This is a genomic window from Imperialibacter sp. (assembly GCF_048007035.1).
Taxonomy (GTDB): domain Bacteria; phylum Bacteroidota; class Bacteroidia; order Cytophagales; family Cyclobacteriaceae; genus Imperialibacter.
Window position 1 is genome coordinate 6678862 of sequence record NZ_CP180355.1, and the last position, 16761, is coordinate 6695622.

The following is a 16761-nucleotide window of genomic DNA, read 5'->3' on the forward strand; positions in this document are numbered from 1 at the left end:
TGATCAGTCTTTGTTGATAACAAGGTTGATAACAAAAGCGAGAGCGATAACACCGACGCAACCAATCACATTGTACCATAAATAAGCGATGTCGGTAGTTTTGAAGAGCACTATAACGACAAGCTGAGAAATGACGGCTGCCCAAAAAACGGCTGGGCCTTTAATAACCTTGATAAAAAAGGCGACCAGGAATATGCCTAGAATGCTGCCATAAAATATGGAACCCAGGATGTTCACAGCCTCAATAAGGTTCTCCACCAGATTAGCAAAAAGGGCAAAGCCAATGGCTACAAGTCCCCAGAAGGCGGTAAAGAACTTCGACGCATGGACAAAATGTTTTTCGGCCCCATCCTTTTTCACCAACCGCATATAGAAATCGACGGTGGTGGTCGAAGCAAGGGCATTCAGTTCCGAAGCCGTTGACGACATTGCCGCAGAAAATATGACAGCGAGCAACAGCCCAATGACCCCCACTGGCAGGTATTCAAGAATAAACGACAAGAAGATATAGTCCGAATCTTTGGTCTCTGTTGACTCATCCACAGACGTCAGCAAATCCTTAACCTCCTGTCGTGTAGCCTCGGTCTCCGCCTGATACTGGCGTACTAAAGACTCACTTTCTTCTATCTGATTTTCATCTCCCGCCATGCGAGCAGCCTGAAGACTGGCAAGTGCTTCCTTTTTCTCATCAAAAATTTCCCGATGCCTGGCCTCCAGCGCCAGATATTCGTCAGCTTTGGCAGACCCCTCAATCATTTCAACATTCGACACCTTGAAATGAACGGGAGGCAGGTTGTACTGGTAAAACACAAACACCATTACCCCCACAAACAGGATAAAGAACTGCATGGGTATTTTTAAAATGGCATTGAACATCAATCCCATCCGGCTTTCCGCAATATTTTTACCCGAAAGATAACGTGACACCTGCGACTGGTCTGTACCAAAATATGACATTTGCAAAAGCAAACCAGCCAGCAAACCGTTCCAAAAGGTGTAACGCACACTGCCATCTGTTGAAAAATTCACCACCTCCAGCTTACCCAGGTTGCCAGCCACGCTCAGGGCTTCTTTGAAACTGATATGCTCGGTAATGAGGTAAATCAGAATGCCAAAGGCGACAAACATACCAACCATAATCACCGCCATTTGCTGTTTTTGAGTGATGCTAACAGCCTTGCTTCCTCCACTTACTGTGTAAATGACCACAAGTCCTCCAACCAGCACAATGGTATAAGAAAGATCCCAGTGGAGCACTGTGGAGATGATAATGGCTGGTGCATAGATGGTGATACCCGCCGCCAGGCCTCGTTGCAATAGAAAAAGGAAGGCTCCGAGGAGTCTCGTTTTAAGATCAAACCTCTTTTCTAAAAACTCGTAAGCAGTGAATACCTTCAGCTTATAGTAGATCGGGATGAAAACTGCAGAAACGATAATCAGGGCAAGGGGCAATCCAAAGTAGTTTTGTACGAAACCCATACCACTTTCGTAGGCCTGGCCCGGGGTCGAAATAAAAGTGATGGCTGAGGCTTGTGTGGCCATCACGGACAGCCCTATGGTTCCCCATTTAAAACTTTTGTCTCCCAGTAAATAGCCGTCAATATTGGAGTGGCTCTTATATTTCAGCGTGCCGTACCCTACAATGAACGCAAGGGTACTTAATAATACAATCAGGTCAATGTTGCTCATGCGTAGGAATTAGGGTCAGGATTGATACGTGACGGTGAACCAGTAAAACAGCCCTATCAGCACCACAAAAAATGCCATTACAAAAAGGTAAATGGCCTTCCATGAGCCCAAAAAGGGTGCGTCATCCATCTCATCCTCCCGAAGTTCTTTTTTTTCAATCACAGTAGTTGTAGGTTATTTTTTTCCTAATGAAATCAAGTTAGTAAAGAGGCGATAAGCACCCGGAACCCCTGCAGGAAGCTCCCGAAACCATGAATACCCCGTATATACATAATATCCTTTGCCATACTGTGCCACAAGCAGTCCCCCTGAAAGAGGCTCCTCTCCGGGGTCGTTGCTGCTCAATACTGGCTTGAAATGATCGTCCCACTCCGATGCGAAGTAGAGACCACGCTCCTGCACCCAGCCCTCAAAATCTTTTTCTGTGATTTTGTTGGGGTAGCTGAGCACTTCGCTTTTTTCATCCAAAAACCTTACGGGAGCTTCCTCCACAGTCACCCTGTCCCGCCCAATCTTGATTGGATAAGGGGCTATTTTATCAGTAACCATTCCGCCTGAAGTCAGGTATTGGACAATCACCGTTCCACCATTCTCTGTGTATTTGAACAGCTTCTCATTTTCATACTTAAGCTGATCCATCGTATTAAAGGCCCTTACCCCCAGGATGATGGCGTCATACTTTTGCAAATCCTTCGATGCCACGTCTTCTACCGTAAGCTCATCAACGGTATAGCCAATTTGTCTTAGGCTCGCCGGAATCTCATCGCCAGGGCCCATCAAATAGCCTACAAGCTGCCCCTTCTTTTCAAGGTCAATTCTCACCACCTGCGCCGAAGATTCAGGAAAGAGCGTTTGCACAGGAATATGTGCATAGTTGATTTCGATCAGGCCCTTGCTGTAAGTTTTGCCGCCAACCGTCGCAACAGCCGTCACTGTGCCGGTTCCCTGCTTTTTCGGCGGCGTTACCGAAAACTCAAACACCTGACTTGCCCCCTTCACCGCCAGGTTAAATGGCTGGCTGGCCGGTTTCGATTCCCATCCCTTCGGTAAACTAAGGGCAACAGATCCCTCAATATTAGCCTTGCCAGACTTCACTGTGACCTGCACTGTTCTGGGCTCACTGTCGGCAAACACGTAAACCTTTTCATTGATGTCGGCAAATACAGGCGGTGTCACCACAAAAGGCCTATAAACCTCGCCATCTACCCTATCGTTTCTTTTAAAGATCAAAGGCATTTCCAGGTCCAACTCCAGGCCATCAACAGCCACGACATAGTTGACCATTACAGCAGGCGGATTTTCAGGAAGTCCTCTCATTAGTTGATCATCCACAGCATACATTCCAATTGTTCCTTCCTTTCGCAGCCAATAAGGCTGCGAATAGGCCATGCTGGAAGGGATTACGAAGCTCTTCTCAAGTTGAAACCCCTGGTTATTTTCCAGTTTCTGATCCAGCGATACACGGTCATTCAAAGCATTGACGACAAGCGCCTTGAGAATAAGTGTGGCAGGAGACCGGTTGATTACCTCAAAATTCACTTTTATTGAGTCGCCGGGAGTCACTGCAAATTCATTAGCCCTCGCTTCCAGGAAAAGGCCTGTGATGCCCTTGATAAGTGTTTTTATTTCTTCCTGCTTCACCTCTCTCCAATACACATCACTTATCCCATTCAATGCCTGATAAGCCTGCATCAAGTCAGGAAGAATAAGCGTGGGGTTTTCGGGGTCAAAGTTGATAAATGCATTTTCGGTATGGAATGCCACTTTGTCGCCACCCTTCACCCTCCTCCAGGTGGTTTCCACACCCTCCATCACATCCTCTTTGGCCGCCTCTCCTCCAAGATGTTGAAGGTATTCAACGTTTGTTCCTCTTGAACCAGTGGCACCAAATCCCTGGCTCTTGTGCATACTCCTGCTTTCAGCAGATAGCTCTGTGTACGACTTTCCCAGCAAGGTACTATAGGCGCCCACGTCCACCCCAATCCAATCCTTTGAGTCGTACTCTCCCGGGTTGGCATAAAACCATCGGGAAGTATTCCAAAGGATGCGTTTCGGCTGCCATGTGGTGACGTATTTCAGTTGATCAGGAAATCTCTTTGGGTCAGCTGCGGCTTTAAAAGCCTCGACTGCCAGAATCGCCGAGGCAGTGTGATGCCCATGGCTCTGTCCGTCTGGTGGGAATCTCGTAATCAAAACGTCGGGGCGAAATTTCCTGATGTTCCAGATCATGTCTGAAAGCACTTTCTCCCTGTCCCAAATTTGAAATGTCTCTTCCGGGTTCTTAGAGTACCCGAAATCATTGGCTCGTGAAAAAAACTGCTGTCCACCGTCGGTTCTTCTCGCCGCCAGCAGCTCCTGAGTTCTTATTAACCCCAGCAGCTCTCTAATCTCAGGGCCGATTAGGTTCTGCCCTCCATCGCCTCGGGTGCAAGCCATATAGGCGGTTTGGTACAGCCTCTCATTGGCCATATATGCGATCATCTGCGTGTTCTCGTCGTCCGGGTGTGCGGCGATATACATAACCGAACCCAGCACATTGAGCTTCTTTAGCATTTGCTTTAGCTCAGCGCCATTGTATCGTGCTGGTTTTTGTGCTTGTAAAGAAACGGAGAGTAATGTGGCAACAAAGAATAAAACAATAGGTTGGGTAAAGAACCTCTTTTTCAAACGCATAGACAGGTGGTTTAACTTGCAACTTAAACGCCTCAAAGTTAGGAAGGTTTGGAAAATTAATCGGGTGGTGAAATAGCAGGAGTAGTGGCAGAACCGTCAGGTTAGGCACAAAAGAAAGACCACAGGGCGATTACCTCCGTGGTCTGTCTTAATGAGTTGAAATTAGCCTCTTTTGCCTACAAATTAGGCTGGGGAGTAAGCCTCAGGTACGGCTTTACTTTCTTATATCCTTTAGGGAACTTCTTGTCTGCATCTTCATCGCTGATAGCCGGTGCGATCACCACTTCCTGGCCACTTTCCCAGTTTGCCGGAGTAGCTACTGAATAATTGGCCGTTAGCTGAAGGCTGTCGATCACTCTCAATAGCTCATTGAAGTTTCTGCCAGTAGAAGCCGGATACGTGATCATCAGCTTCACTTTCTTGTCGGGCCCAATGATAAACACGGATCTCACGGTCAGCTTCTCGTTGGCATTTGGGTGGATCATGTCGTACAACTCAGCCACTTTCCTGTCGCCGTCAGCGATAATGGGAAAGTTCACATTCGTATTTTGAGTCTCGTTGATATCCTTGATCCAACTATTGTGGCTATCCAGTGGGTCAACACTGAGTGCCACCACTTTCACATTCCGCTTTTCAAATTCACCTTTGAGCTTGGCTGTTGTTCCCAGTTCGGTAGTACAAACCGGCGTAAAATCGGCAGGGTGCGAGAACAATATGCCCCAGCCATTGCCCAGCCATTCGTGAAAGCTGATAGGCCCTTCTGTCGTTTCTGCTTTGAAATCCGGCGCTATATCGCCAAGTCTTAGTGTTGCCATAATTGATGTTTATTAATCTACTTAATTGATAGAATAAAGGTAAAGTACTTCACCAGAACTTTACAACACCAGGCAATGAAAAAGAGTTTGGGGAAATTAAAATCCTGTGCCAGTGGTATCGGCTGCGTCCAGAGGTAGCTCAGGCTCCAAAGCTTCGTCCTTTGGCTTTTTGTTCCTTTTTCGGAAAAGCCCTTTCTTTTCTACAGGAGATTCATTGCCCAGGGAATCCAGTTGCGGCGTAGCTGCTCCATCAGCTTGAAGCGAGTCTTCTGTAGCTGGCACCTCCTTGGGGGCCACGAACACCTCGCCAAACAGCTTGTTGTAGAATATTTGCTCTTCGTTAAACTGGTCTTTCGGATCGTAGTTTCTGATATACTTCTTCGGTGCAGGTTTTGTTGGAGGCGCTGTAGCAGGCTTGTCTACACCTGATGAGTCGGTTGACGCAGGTGCCAGTGAATCTGCAGCGGCCATTTCATCCTGATACAAATCTTCATCGAACGTAACCGAATCAGCAGAAATAGGAACGAACTGATTCTCCATTTTCACCGTCTTCAGGTTATAATTCTTAACGAGATAAGGATCTCGGGTGATAATGCCATTCTTATTCTTCTTCACCCAGGGCCCATATTTAGGCATAGAATCGGGCCCAAATGGAGAGAAAGCCAACATCCGCAGTGAGTCGTCAAGGATAAAGGTACTTTGAAATGCAGGGCAAATTTGATTGCTTTTACAGGAGATCAGTCCGGCAATTGTTATAACTACAATTAAAAAATACAGGCCAGAGCGATATCTCATTAAATGCCGATGGGTTGATAGTCAGTCAGACTGAAAATTGTATTATAAAAAGCTAGCCGGCGATATTTGGTTTACTAGTAAACGCCAAATATAAAAATATTATTGGAGGCGAAAAAAGGTTCTTTTCATTTGATTAGCGTTTTCGCTACCGGCAGAATTTGAGAAACCCATTGGGTGTACATCTTTCCTGAAGGATGCAAACCATCGCTTGCCACCAATTCAGGGTCGTTGGCTGCTTCTTTTGCCCCTGGGGTGATGTTCACAAATGCCACGCCAAACTTTTTGGAAATAGCCTCAGCTGCTCTATTAAAGGCATCTATCTCCTTCCCTATCTTTTCAGGGTTCCGGTCAGCAGCGAAAGGAGTGACGCCATAATCAGGAATACTAACCACGAACACCTTTTCAGCTTTCCCACCTGCGAAGTCGATGGCTTGCACCAAAAGCGCTTCAAATTGCTTCTTATATTCATCGAGCGAGCGACCTCTGTATTGGTTATTAACGCCAATCAGCAGCGACACAAGGTCATATGGGGGCCTCGGAGAGGCTTTTTCAATACCTTTTTGCAGCTCATCGGTAGTCCAGCCAGTGGTGGCGATAATTTCCGGAGGTGCCACGGAGACCCCACTTTGGCTAAGCGCCGCAGCCAGCTGAACAGGCCACCTCTCGCTTTCAGCGACGCTTTCACCAATGGTGTAGGAATCACCAAGCGCCAAAAACTTCAAACTGCCCACCTGATCCATACTTTCAGTGTTTTGTTTACTTCCTTCCTTGCACCCCAAAAGTGCCATGTACGAAAGTAGAAAAACGGTTAGAAAAGTGTATTTCGCTTTACTCATAGTTGGCAAGCTCCTCCTTCAATTTCTTTGGCAGGCTGTCAACAATCAACGCATAGGAGTGATCGATCAATTCGTACAAGAGCTTATCTCCCACCGACCCGTCGGTATCCACGGTGTTCCAGTGCTGCTTGTTCATATGGTAGCCCGGCTTAATTCCTTCGTAACTTTCTCTTAGCTGAATGGCCCTGTCGGGATCGCATTTGAGATTGATGCTTCGAAAAAGCTCCACGTCGGCAAGGGCAAACATCTTGCCCATTACTTTAAACACGAGCGTATTGCTATCAAAAGGGAATCCCTCGGTGACACCCGGTTTGCGAATGCAATACTCTCTGTACTCTTCTATATTCATTACATCAAGCGGCGAATGGTCCAGATAATTAGTGCCATTAAAAACAACAGGATCGAAATTTTGTTGATCCCATGCATCATTCGAAGGTTCAAATTGGGCTTGTTATTGGGGTCCTTTTTACGGAAGTAGTATTTAAACACTTCGCTAAAGTCGAAGTAGTTGGTGCTTTCTTTCTTCTCCTGATTCTCTGAGTTTGCCATACTGGTTATGCCTCCACTTTTTCGGGATCCGTCCATCTGCCGTCTTCCCTGATGATTTCTATTAGTTCGTCCACTGCCTTTGCTGAGGCGACTGACCTTTTCACTACCTCCTTGCCTTTGTACAGGGTTATTTTGCCTTTACCTGAGCCCACATAGCCATAATCGGCATCGGCCATTTCGCCTGGGCCATTCACAATACAACCCATGATACCAATCTTCACGCCTTTTAAGTGATCGGTGCGCTTGCGAATCATGGCGGTGGTTTCCTGTAGGTCAAACAGCGTTCTGCCACAAGAAGGGCATGAAATGTATTCAGTCTTCGACATTCTGGTGCGAGCCGCCTGCAAAATGCCGAACGAGGTGTCGTTGTACAACTTAATCTGCGGCTTGACAGCCTCGTTCCCTTCCAACGTTTGATTGGCCCAACCCAACATAATGCCGTCGCCGTAGCCATCTATAAGCAGTCCGCCTACGTCGGTGGAAGCAAATAACATCAGCTTGTCATCAGAAATGGGCTCAAAATCTCGCCGGATAATAACTGGTAACTTCACTCCTGCGTCTTCCAGCACAAAGAACATCCGACGCAGCGCCGGGTAGGCATGTGCGTTGTTTGTTTTTACGATAAGCACTATATTCTTGCGGCTGGCAAGTGTTTTCCAGTCGGTATCAAAAGCTTCCTCATCCGAGAGCTGAACAAAATTGAGATCGGGGTGCAGTTTGGCAATATTCAGATCGCTAATATCAATTAGCGGATAAGTGTTTTTCTGATCAGCATAGTTAACCCAAACTGCGTAGTCTATGATCTCTCTCAGGCCATTGGGTAGCATAAAAGGCACAGGTGTACTTCCTGAATAGACATAGTCAGTGCCGTAGTCGTTCATTCTCCATTTGTCGGGCTCGGGTAGGTAGAAATGACCTGCTACCTTTAAGTCAGGATACTCCGGGTTTTGCAGTCTGCTGATGTCCGTAATTACCCGGGGAACATTGTCACCACCGATATTGGAGACTTCCTGAGAATGGCGTTTCGTGTATTCGAACGGGCTGTAAGGCGGGTTTTCAACCGGAACAATGTTCTTGTGCCCAGCCCGGTGGTCATATCTTTCGACCAATGCGCTCGCCACTGGCAGCTCCAGCTCCGGCTCTTCGGTCAACGACACCCTGACTGTATCACCCAAACCGTCCTCCAGCAACGTACCTATGCCTACAGCTGATTTGATTCTACCATCCTCAGCTTCACCCGCCTCAGTCACTCCCAAATGCAACGGATAGGGTTTGAATCCCTCGTCGTCCAGCATCTTCACCAAAAGGCGGTAGGCCTGTACCATCACCTGTGTATTGCTCGACTTCATGGACAGCACAATGTTGTAGTAGTTCAGCTCTTCAGCAATCCGCAGAAACTCCAGGGCCGACTCCACCATGCCGAGCGGTGTGTCGCCATACCGGCTCATAATGCGATCGGAAAGTGAACCATGATTGGTGCCAATGCGCATGGCCGTGCCATACTCCTTGCAGATCTTTACCAACGGAATAAACTTCTCCCTGATGCGTTCCAACTCCTGTTGATAGGCGTCGTCAGTGTACTCAAAAACCTCAAATTTCTTTTTGTCGGCATAGTTGCCTGGATTCACCCTCACCTTTTCCACGATTCTTGCGGCAAGCTCAGCTGCATTGGGGGTAAAGTGAATATCAGCTACCAACGGTGTGTTATACCCTCTTTTGACCAGCTCTTTTTTGATGGCCTCCAGGTTCTGGGCTTCCTTTACGCTGGGAGCCGTGATGCGGACGTATTCACATCCTGCCTCAATCATCCTGATAGACTGCTCAACCGACCCCATTGTATCCATGGTATCGATAGTAGTCATCGACTGCACCCTGATCGGGTGATGGGCGCCCATGGGGGTATCTCCAATGGTTACCTCAATGGTTTTCCGTCTCGAATAAGAGGTGAGACTGTTGCAGAAGTTGATTTTTGACAGAAGGGCTGCGTCCGCAGTGTGCATAAACTAATGGTATAATAGATTCCGCAAAGTTAACTAATAAAGTGTATAAGTGTTTGGAAGTGGAGGAGGAAAGAGTGGCCCGCCTACGCCAAAGGCTTCGGCAGACAAGAAAGTTGGAAGACCGGAGCTGGCGTTGGTACGGCAAGCGAGTGTAGGCGGTGGAGCCGTCGGTTGCCGAGAAGGGCTTGAATAAGCTGGAAGGGTTTGAAGGAAGTTTGAAGACGGGCGACTGACGCAAGGTGCTGCGACTGTGGTGCATAGGGCTTTACCCAATGCACAGGTATGCCGCCCTTTCAGGGCTATAATGATGACGAGCCCTGAAAGGGCGACATACACCCAGGATGGCGGTGAAGCCCCATCCTGAAAAATGGTGCACGGAAAAACACCCGGTGTCTGACGGCTCTTGCATTGTGGCTAGGTGCCGTGCCGACACCTATAACCCCATCCCGAAAAAGCCTTAAATATCTCCCAGCTGAGGCCTAATCAAAATGTCCTCCACCACGGACCTGGGTGACAGACTATACGCTGCCCAAACCATAGTAGCTACGTCTTCTAAGGGAATAAAACGTTCCTCGGGTATGTTGGCTTTTTCCCAGCTGGCGGTGAAAGTCGCTCCGGGCAGCACTGAACTGACCCTGATCCCAAAGGGCTTCATCTCCTCTCTCAGCACTTTGCTCATGCCGTACATGGCAAACTTGCTGATGGCATAGCTGCCCCCATTGGCATAAGCAACAATGCTGGCAATCGAACAAATATTGAAGATGTGGCCTTTGCCAGCCTCTTTCATTCCGGGAATAATTCCTCTCGAAAGGTGATAGGCACTGTACAGATTGGTATCAATCATTGTTTCCAATGCGCCCTCCTCTTCAGTATGCACCTGCCCGGGAATAAACACACCCGTGTTGTTGACGAGCACGTCTACTGGCCTGCCGGTTTTTTTTACAAACTTCAGAAATGCATCAACCTCATTTCTTTTGCTTAGATCAGCTCTAAAGGTGTGCACTTTGGCGTTGGGTGCTATCTCGCCTACCGCCGTTTTCAACGACGCAAGCTGGTCTTCTGACCTTGCACAGGTGACTACATCAAACCCATGCTGAACAAACGCTTCAATAACACCCCTGCCTATGCCTTTCGTACCCCCGGTGACAACAATTAATTTATTCATTTTACTATCGTTTAACCTGACTTTCAAGCAACTAAGTGCCAGATTCTATTTAAAATTGTGGAATTGCGCTACCCGAGGGGTAACCAATATCCCCGAAAGTTAGTTTAATCTTCTTTTTTCCTGTCCGAAACTTTCTTTAACGGTGGGGATGTTTTTTCTTGGAACAAATTTGAGCAAATGGAAAGCATAGGAAAATTCATGATCTTTTTGGGGCAGCAGTTTACCCGCATGGAGTCGTTCAAGACTTACGCCAAGAGGGTTGTGGATGAGGCCATTCTCATCGGCTATAACTCCCTTCCCCTATTTGCTATTATTGCCACTTTTATGGGGGCTGTTACCACCCTGCAAACTGCCTACAACCTGGTGAGTCCGCTTGTTCCACTTTACATTGTATCAATGGTAGTGCGTGACATGACATTACTTGAACTTGCTCCCACCATCATGGCCATTGTGTTTGCGGGTAAAGTTGGTTCCAATATTGCCGGCGAGCTGGGCACTATGAGAATCACGGAACAGATTGATGCCCTTGAGGTGATGGGCATCAACGCCACCTCCTATCTTGTGCTGCCCAAAATCATCGCCTCTATCCTCACCTACCCCATGCTCGTTATCTTTTCGGGCTTTTTGACCATTTTGGGCGGTTACCTCATTTCCATTGCTACTGGAGTGCTTACAGGCACCGAATATATCTACGGTATTCGATATGAATTCGTGCAGTTCAACGTCTCCTTTGCGCTGATCAAGTCGGTGGCATTCGGCTTTTTAGTAGCAGCCATCTCTGCTTACAAAGGGTATTATACTGTCGGAGGTGCGCTGGAGGTAGGTAAATCGAGTACCAGCGCAGTGAACAATAGCTGTATTGCCATTCTGGTTGCCGACTACGTATTGGCCCAACTTCTTATTTGATTTTGTATGATCGAGATAGAAAACATCAAGAAATCTTTTGACGGAAAGGCCATATTGCATGGCATTTCTGGCACATTCGAAAAGGGCAAAACCAACCTGATCATTGGCGCCAGCGGCACAGGAAAAAGTGTGCTTCTCAAGTGCATTGTGGGCCTGGTGAAACCCGATGAGGGAACGGTGACCTACGATGGGCGGGATTTCACACACGGCGACAAAAGCCTCAGAACAGACATCAGACGTGAAATAGGCATGTTGTTTCAGGGCGGAGCGCTGTTCGATTCCATGAATGTGGAGGCCAATGTGATGTTTCCACTCAATGTGCTTACCAAGATGCCTCAGGCCGAAAAGCTCGATAGGGTCAACTTTTGTCTGGAAAGAGTGGGGCTGGCCGGCGTTAACAAAAAGATGCCATCGGAAGTGAGTGGAGGTATGAAAAAGCGGGTTGGGATTGCCAGGGCCATTGTGAACAACTCCAAATACCTGTTTTGCGACGAACCCAATTCCGGCCTGGATCCTCAAACGTCGATCACAATAGATAACCTGATTCAGGAGATCACCTATGAATTTGACATTACCACGGTGGTCGTTACCCATGATATGAACTCAGTGATGGAAATTGGCGACTACATCCTGTTTATGCATCAGGGGTACAAAAAATGGGAAGGCAGCACCGCCACTATTGCCCAGGCCGATGTGCCCGAACTTAAAGATTTCATTTTTGCCAATAAGCTGATGAGGACGATGATAAAAAAGTGAAGTAGGACTATGCCTTTCGCTCATTTCGTTTTACCCTCGAAATAAAAAATAGATTTGAATTATCAATCAGAGTTGGTCAATGAAGCATGACCGAACAACCGTTTTTTCCAAATGAATAGCAAGGTTTCCTTTTTCCGTTTTGTTGCCACTGTTGAAGGCATTTCATTCCTCGTATTGTTATTAATCGCTATGCCATTGAAGTACTGGATGGATCAGCCACTCGCCGTCAGGTATGTGGGTATGGCTCACGGCATCCTGTTCCTCCTATACATTCCAGCCTTGTTGTTAGCGGCTCCTGTGTTAAAATGGGGCTTTTTAATGATATTCAGAGCGTTTCTGGCCTCACTTCTGCCGGGTGGCACTTTTTTGCTCGACAGGCAAATTATAAAAGACTGGAAAGAGATCAATTCATCAGCAAACAACAGCTAACTACCAGCTTTTAAGAGCCTGAAATAGTACCTTGATAGAAAATTGGATTTCTTTATTGCAACGACCGGATCATTTAACCTATGAAAACCCTTCTCTTTTCCTCGCTGTTTATAGTCACCCACTGTCTCTTTGCCCAATCACCACAGGCGTTTGAAATCTACAATTCAAAAGGCAAGCAGGTTGCCTACGATAAAATGCTAAAGGACGTTTCCCGGGCCGATGTGGTCTTCTTCGGTGAGCTGCACGACAATTCCATCAACCACTGGCTGGAGCTGCAGGTGACAAAAGGCCTCTATGCTGAGCATGGTAAGGACCTGGTAGTCGCCATGGAGATGTTCGAGGCTGACGATCAGCTGGTGCTGGACGAATTCATGAGCGGTCTGATTGAAGAGAGGCATTTACTCAAGGAGGCTAAAATGTGGGACAACTATAAAACGGACTACAAACCCATAGTGGAATTTGCCAAAGAGCACCAACTGAAAGTGGTGGCATCAAATATTCCCCGAAGGTATGCCAACCTTGTATACAGAAAAGGGCCTGATGCGCTCAATAACCTGCCCGACGAAGCAAAAAAATACATTGCCCCTCTTCCCCTGGAAATTGACCTGAACTTGCCCGGTTATCAGGAAATGATTGAGTCGATGGGTGGGCACGGTGCCCCGGGAAGCGCCGAAAACCTGGCCAGTTCTCAGGCAAACAAAGACGCAACAATGGGCTGGTTCATCAGCAAAGAAAGTAAGAGCAAGGTCATTCACTTCAATGGCTCCTACCATTCCAAAAATGGGGAAGGCATCATTTGGTACCTGAACAAATACAATAAGAAAGCGAGCGTGGCCACCATACATTGTGTGGAGCAGGAAAACATAGGAGAGCTGGCCGAGGGGAATGTTGGTGCTGCGGATTTTATCATTGTGATCCCGTCTGATATGACGAAAACCTACTAAACTTGCTCTCCGCATAAGCTCAAATAGAATTTCGACACAGAGATGTCGGATTATTTTTTTACTTTCATACAATTTTAAGCTCCAACAGGCTTCTATTTTTTCAACCAGCAAAATGAATTTACTTACGAAAGCACTCCGGAGGCTACTGCCTGCCAGAGATGCCTCCAGGCCTATAGAAGAAAGGCTTTTTGAGATCACACTCTGCCTGACTATTCTCACGTTGCTGCTGTGGTCGTTAGTCGGTATGTTTTCGCAATTCAATCCGACTGTCCTCGGCATCTATCTGTTCGCACTGTGTTTTTACTCTGCGGTCTATTTTGCTGTTAAAAAAGGCATATCCTTTCGCCTCACTACCTCTGTTTATTACATCTCTGCGTTGCTTATCATCTCGTTTGGCTGGCTCCCCTCCGGCGGCATCCGTGGTGCTGTGATGCACATGTGTGTGCTCATCTACATCTCAGGGCTTTTGGTTTTACCCATACGCCGTTATATCTCCTTTATTATTTCCACGATTTGCGTGGTGATCATTTTTGTCACCATAGAGTATTACCACAGAGACCTGGCCGTGCCCTACACTGACTATGTGAGCGAATGGAGAGATCTTTCGATAGCGGGAGTGGTCATGCTGGTGGTGATGGGTTTTGCTTTCTACATTTTCAAAAAAGAGTATTTGCAGGACAGAGCGCATCTACAACAAATGAACCTCGAGTTGGGTGCTGCCAAAGAAAGGGCTGAATCGGCTGACAAAGCTAAAAGTCAGTTTCTGGCTACTATCAGTCACGAAATGCGGACGCCTTTAAATGGCATCGTGGGACTTGCCGAACTAATTGAGAAAACTAATCTTGACAAAGAACAAAGCGAGCTTGTAAAAAACCTCTCCACCAGCAGTCAAATTCTATCAGGCTTGATCACCGATGTGCTTGACATCACCATGATTGAAAACAATCGGGTGACCTTACAAGAAGACGCTTTTGAACTGAAGGACGTAACGAAAGATATCAGCCAGCTATTTTATGGATTTGAATCGGTGAAAACCGGCAAGGTTTCCATTGAGCTGGTGCACGCCAGTAAATCCGACATTCACCTGATGGGTGACCTTAAGAGGATCAGGCAAATCCTTATTAACCTGGCAACGAATGCGGTCAAATTCACGCCCGCAGGAAAAGTGACCATAGCTACGACCGTTGTGAGAAAAGAAGATAAGACCGCCATAGTTCTTTTCAAAGTTGACGACACCGGCATTGGGATTCCAAAAAACCAGCACCCAAAGGTGTTTTCCCGGTTTTTTAAGAATGAAACTGACTTGGCGGTGGTAGGCACCGGGTTAGGGCTTTCCATTGCCAAGAGCCTGACCGACTTGATGCTCGGGAAGATTTGGTTCTATTCCACCGAGGGCAAAGGAAGTTCGTTTTATGTGGAACTGCCACTAACGCTCACTACCCATGGCGAGCATTCGCTGGCTAAGAAGCACATCCAACTGATAAATTTCAGTAAACTATCCGTTCTTGTAGCCGAAGACGTACACATCAACAGACTTGTGATGCTTAAAATACTCAAGAACATTGGCATTACTAAAATAGAAGTGGCTGAAGATGGTGAGCAGGCTGTGGCCCTGGCTTTTTCCCAGAGCTTCGACTTTATATTGATGGACGTTTTAATGCCCAGAATGGACGGCATTGAAGCAACCAGGGAAATTCGCAGGATTTTTCTGGAGAGAAAGCAAAGCCCTCCTTTCATCGTTGCTGTTACGGCCAATGCCACTACGGAAGATGAAAACAAGTGCAAAGAGGCAGGAATGGTTGACTTTATCACCAAACCATATACTACCGACCTCCTCAGGGCGGTTTTCGCCCGCCATTGGACTTCAGTCTAGCTGTCGTCCCTAGCATTATTATTTATACACAAATCATTTCCTATAGCCACTCGACACATCGGCTTGGCTAACTCTGAGAAAAATGTTTAACTTTCTAACAAGCTATAACAGTCAACCTTTGACTTTGCCGACCTTATAAAAAAACTCACTGTTCTTTATATAATTTTTTCTTGAAATAATTAAATTATTTCCAGAACCGTGCTTTTTTGTATATATTTAAGTGATCAGCCTAGCCATGGGAAATACCGTTGCCATTTACAATTTTAAAGGAGGGGTGGGTAAAACTACAACCGCTCTCAATCTTGGCTACGCCTGGTCCCGGCAATTCAAAGTACTTTTGATCGATTGTGACCCACAGTGCAACCTCAGCAACTCCCTGGGTGCCGACAACTCTACAAAATCCATATATCGATACATCAAAGACCTGTTGCACGACAATCTTCCGGAGAACATTGAAGCACAGGAAGTAACACCATATATGCACCTGCTGCCTGGGGACTATCTGATGACGGAAATGGAGTCGAACAGCAGGTTTATTTCGTTTGGCCCCAATATCGTGCAGAAGTTGGGCTACGTGCTGCGTAAGGATTACGACATCGTGATCATGGATATGCCTACCCACTTTGGAGGACTTGTAAAGTCTATGCTTACCGATGTCGACAGTATCCTGATTCCTGCCCTTGCTGATTCGTTCTCCATCGATGGCATCAAGAAGTTACTGACTTTTCTTTACACTGTTGAAAGAAAAAGGCCGCTGAACATATTGGGCATCTATTTCAACATGTACAAGCAGTCGCTCATCCACCACCGGGAAAAGTACGCTGAAGCAATGACAGAATTTGAAGACCTGATGCTGGAGAGCACTGTATCCAACTCCATCAAGGTAAGCGAGGCCATAGATATCGGAAAATCCATGAACAGGGTCAACCCTGAAAACAAGTCAGCCATCGACTTTCTCAAACTGAGCGACGAGCTGATGGCCAAGTTCAACAACACTTTTTTGTCCTCTAAATTCATCTCAGAGGAGTTCCTCGAGAATATCAAGACGAGGTAAGATTCCTGCTGCCCTCCTTCGTCAATACCTTAAGTAATTGTCTTTTTTGACGACACAACATTGCCTCTGCATAAAGAAGCCAACGGGTTCCATACACCCTGCCTGGCTGAGAAGACCTGAATCTTTCGCTTCGATTTGCGGAAACTTTTTTCTGCCCCTGGCCAGGGTATTATATGCCTTACATGACGGCGCTCACATTTTGTATTCAGTCCAGGGTTAAGTTTACGGGGATATCGTCCCTACGGGACTGCTGAGAGGAAATACCTCCCTCGCCTTT

16 protein-coding genes are annotated in these 16761 nt (G+C 46.8%); 6 read left to right on the forward strand and 10 right to left on the reverse strand.

Annotated elements, in window-relative coordinates; all coding sequences use genetic code 11:
- Nucleotides 1–3 precede the first annotated feature (3 nt).
- The 10 genes from ACMVP2_RS28235 to ACMVP2_RS28280 form a co-directional block, all read right to left on the reverse strand.
- Nucleotides 4–1689: a sodium:solute symporter family transporter gene (locus tag ACMVP2_RS28235; RefSeq protein ID WP_416866103.1), complete on the reverse strand. Its 1686-nt coding sequence runs from the start codon at nt 1687–1689 to the stop codon at nt 4–6.
- 15 nt (nt 1690–1704) lie between these two features.
- On the reverse strand, nt 1705–1851 hold the full coding sequence (locus ACMVP2_RS28240; protein ID WP_339792048.1) for a hypothetical protein: 147 nt from the start codon (nt 1849–1851) through the stop codon (nt 1705–1707).
- A 12-nt stretch (nt 1852–1863) separates the two neighbouring features.
- On the reverse strand, nt 1864–4362 hold the full coding sequence (locus ACMVP2_RS28245) for a PIG-L family deacetylase (protein WP_416866104.1): 2499 nt from the start codon (nt 4360–4362) through the stop codon (nt 1864–1866).
- Between the two features lie 176 nt (nt 4363–4538).
- A complete protein-coding gene (locus ACMVP2_RS28250; RefSeq protein WP_339792050.1) occupies nt 4539–5177 on the reverse strand; it encodes a peroxiredoxin in 639 nt (212 codons plus the stop codon).
- A gap of 96 nt (nt 5178–5273) precedes the next feature.
- Nucleotides 5274–5972: a hypothetical protein gene (locus ACMVP2_RS28255; RefSeq protein WP_339792051.1), complete on the reverse strand. Its 699-nt coding sequence runs from the start codon at nt 5970–5972 to the stop codon at nt 5274–5276.
- 125 nt (nt 5973–6097) lie between these two features.
- Nucleotides 6098–6808, reverse strand: coding sequence for an SGNH/GDSL hydrolase family protein (locus ACMVP2_RS28260; protein ID WP_339792052.1), 711 nt, complete (start codon nt 6806–6808; stop codon nt 6098–6100).
- The gene (locus ACMVP2_RS28265) at nt 6801–7157 is read right to left on the reverse strand and encodes an MmcQ/YjbR family DNA-binding protein (RefSeq protein ID WP_339792053.1); all 357 of its coding nucleotides are present in this window, start codon (nt 7155–7157) and stop codon (nt 6801–6803) included. The genes ACMVP2_RS28260 and ACMVP2_RS28265 overlap by 8 nt, the downstream gene beginning before the upstream one ends.
- Nucleotides 7157–7357: a DUF6728 family protein gene (locus ACMVP2_RS28270; protein ID WP_339792054.1), complete on the reverse strand. Its 201-nt coding sequence runs from the start codon at nt 7355–7357 to the stop codon at nt 7157–7159. The genes ACMVP2_RS28265 and ACMVP2_RS28270 overlap by 1 nt, the downstream gene beginning before the upstream one ends.
- A 5-nt stretch (nt 7358–7362) precedes the next feature.
- Entirely contained in the window at nt 7363–9357 is a 1995-nt protein-coding gene (gene ispG, locus ACMVP2_RS28275; protein ID WP_416866105.1) for a (E)-4-hydroxy-3-methylbut-2-enyl-diphosphate synthase, read from the reverse strand.
- Nucleotides 9358–9814: 457 nt separating this feature from the next.
- The gene (locus ACMVP2_RS28280) at nt 9815–10522 is read right to left on the reverse strand and encodes an SDR family oxidoreductase (RefSeq protein WP_339792056.1); all 708 of its coding nucleotides are present in this window, start codon (nt 10520–10522) and stop codon (nt 9815–9817) included.
- A 177-nt stretch (nt 10523–10699) separates the two neighbouring features.
- On the opposite strand from ACMVP2_RS28280, the gene ACMVP2_RS28285 reads away from it, so the two are divergent.
- The 6 genes from ACMVP2_RS28285 (at nt 10700) to ACMVP2_RS28310 (ending at nt 16484) form a co-directional block, all read left to right on the forward strand.
- A complete protein-coding gene (locus ACMVP2_RS28285; RefSeq protein WP_339792057.1) occupies nt 10700–11428 on the forward strand; it encodes an ABC transporter permease in 729 nt (242 codons plus the stop codon).
- A gap of 6 nt (nt 11429–11434) precedes the next feature.
- Complete coding sequence (locus ACMVP2_RS28290; RefSeq protein WP_339792058.1) at nt 11435–12184, forward strand: ABC transporter ATP-binding protein; 750 nt, start codon at nt 11435–11437, stop codon at nt 12182–12184.
- A 111-nt stretch (nt 12185–12295) separates the two neighbouring features.
- Nucleotides 12296–12613, forward strand: a complete 318-nt coding sequence (locus tag ACMVP2_RS28295) for a DUF3817 domain-containing protein (RefSeq protein ID WP_339792059.1) — start codon at nt 12296–12298, stop codon at nt 12611–12613.
- Between the two features lie 80 nt (nt 12614–12693).
- Complete coding sequence (locus ACMVP2_RS28300) at nt 12694–13557, forward strand: ChaN family lipoprotein (protein WP_339792060.1); 864 nt, start codon at nt 12694–12696, stop codon at nt 13555–13557.
- Nucleotides 13558–13669: 112 nt separating this feature from the next.
- Entirely contained in the window at nt 13670–15430 is a 1761-nt protein-coding gene (locus ACMVP2_RS28305; RefSeq protein WP_416866106.1) for an ATP-binding protein, read from the forward strand.
- A gap of 235 nt (nt 15431–15665) precedes the next feature.
- Nucleotides 15666–16484 carry a ParA family protein gene (locus tag ACMVP2_RS28310; RefSeq protein WP_350129714.1) on the forward strand — a complete coding sequence of 273 codons (819 nt, stop codon included), beginning with the start codon at nt 15666–15668 and terminating at the stop codon, nt 16482–16484.
- Nucleotides 16485–16761: the final 277 nt, after the last annotated feature.

Coding starts and splice junctions, on each gene's coding strand:
- ACMVP2_RS28235 (WP_416866103.1), bottom strand. CDS start 1,689: ATGAGCAACATTGACCTGATTGTATTATTAAGTACCCTTGCGTTCATT.
- ACMVP2_RS28245 (WP_416866104.1), bottom strand. CDS start 4,362: ATGCGTTTGAAAAAGAGGTTCTTTACCCAACCTATTGTTTTATTCTTT.
- ACMVP2_RS28250 (WP_339792050.1), bottom strand. CDS start 5,177: ATGGCAACACTAAGACTTGGCGATATAGCGCCGGATTTCAAAGCAGAA.
- ACMVP2_RS28255 (WP_339792051.1), bottom strand. CDS start 5,972: ATGAGATATCGCTCTGGCCTGTATTTTTTAATTGTAGTTATAACAATT.
- ACMVP2_RS28260 (WP_339792052.1), bottom strand. CDS start 6,808: ATGAGTAAAGCGAAATACACTTTTCTAACCGTTTTTCTACTTTCGTAC.
- ACMVP2_RS28265 (WP_339792053.1), bottom strand. CDS start 7,157: ATGAATATAGAAGAGTACAGAGAGTATTGCATTCGCAAACCGGGTGTC.
- ACMVP2_RS28270 (WP_339792054.1), bottom strand. CDS start 7,357: ATGGCAAACTCAGAGAATCAGGAGAAGAAAGAAAGCACCAACTACTTC.
- ispG (WP_416866105.1), bottom strand. CDS start 9,357: ATGCACACTGCGGACGCAGCCCTTCTGTCAAAAATCAACTTCTGCAAC.
- ACMVP2_RS28280 (WP_339792056.1), bottom strand. CDS start 10,522: ATGAATAAATTAATTGTTGTCACCGGGGGTACGAAAGGCATAGGCAGG.
- ACMVP2_RS28285 (WP_339792057.1), top strand. CDS start 10,700: ATGGAAAGCATAGGAAAATTCATGATCTTTTTGGGGCAGCAGTTTACC.
- ACMVP2_RS28290 (WP_339792058.1), top strand. CDS start 11,435: ATGATCGAGATAGAAAACATCAAGAAATCTTTTGACGGAAAGGCCATA.
- ACMVP2_RS28295 (WP_339792059.1), top strand. CDS start 12,296: ATGAATAGCAAGGTTTCCTTTTTCCGTTTTGTTGCCACTGTTGAAGGC.
- ACMVP2_RS28300 (WP_339792060.1), top strand. CDS start 12,694: ATGAAAACCCTTCTCTTTTCCTCGCTGTTTATAGTCACCCACTGTCTC.
- ACMVP2_RS28305 (WP_416866106.1), top strand. CDS start 13,670: ATGAATTTACTTACGAAAGCACTCCGGAGGCTACTGCCTGCCAGAGAT.
- ACMVP2_RS28310 (WP_350129714.1), top strand. CDS start 15,666: ATGGGAAATACCGTTGCCATTTACAATTTTAAAGGAGGGGTGGGTAAA.